We start from the raw sequence: 519 nt of genomic DNA, 5'->3' as shown, positions 1-519 counted from the left end.
GCTGTAAACAGAGCAATCAAGCGTATATATGAAGCACACAATGCAGAAGAAGTGGTAAAAGCTGCAAAACAGCACAGAGAGCCTGTGATAATACCACATTTTTCATGTCATCATTTGCGACATACCTTTTGTTCAAGGTTTTGCGAAAATGAAACAAACTTAAAGGTAATTCAGTCTATTATGGGACACGCAAATATCGAAACAACCATGGATATTTATGCGGAAGTTACCGATACTAAAAAGCAGGAAGCAATTCAAAATTTAGCACACAATTTAGATGTATTTTAGGAAAGAGTCCGGCATGGACTGACGAGAGTACGACAAAATGTGTGCCATACGACAAGAGTACGACAAATTCGAGTGGTGTAATCAGCATAAATATGTTATTATGATAATGTTGGAACACCGAAAAAGGCTTTATTAAAGGAAAAAGCATTAAAGTAAATTAAATTGATGTGAAATCCCGACAATGAAGTCGTTAGATGGTGTAAATAAGAAAAATGATGTAAATAATACAGC

At 35.3% G+C, this 519-nt stretch carries 1 protein-coding gene; it reads left to right on the top strand.

All coding sequences use genetic code 11. The features are described 5' to 3' along the window. A partial coding sequence (locus Q5O73_RS10570) for a tyrosine-type recombinase/integrase (protein ID WP_302669672.1) occupies window positions 1–288 on the top strand: 288 nt, incomplete at its 5' end. Window positions 289–519: the final 231 nt, after the last annotated feature.

Origin of the sequence: Eubacterium sp. AF15-50, assembly GCF_934835595.1 — a bacterium.
GTDB classification, from domain to species: Bacteria; Bacillota; Clostridia; order Lachnospirales; family Lachnospiraceae; genus Eubacterium_G; species Eubacterium_G segne.
The sequence above is the reverse complement of the archived record's forward strand: the minus strand, read 5'-3'. Positions and strand labels throughout refer to the sequence as shown.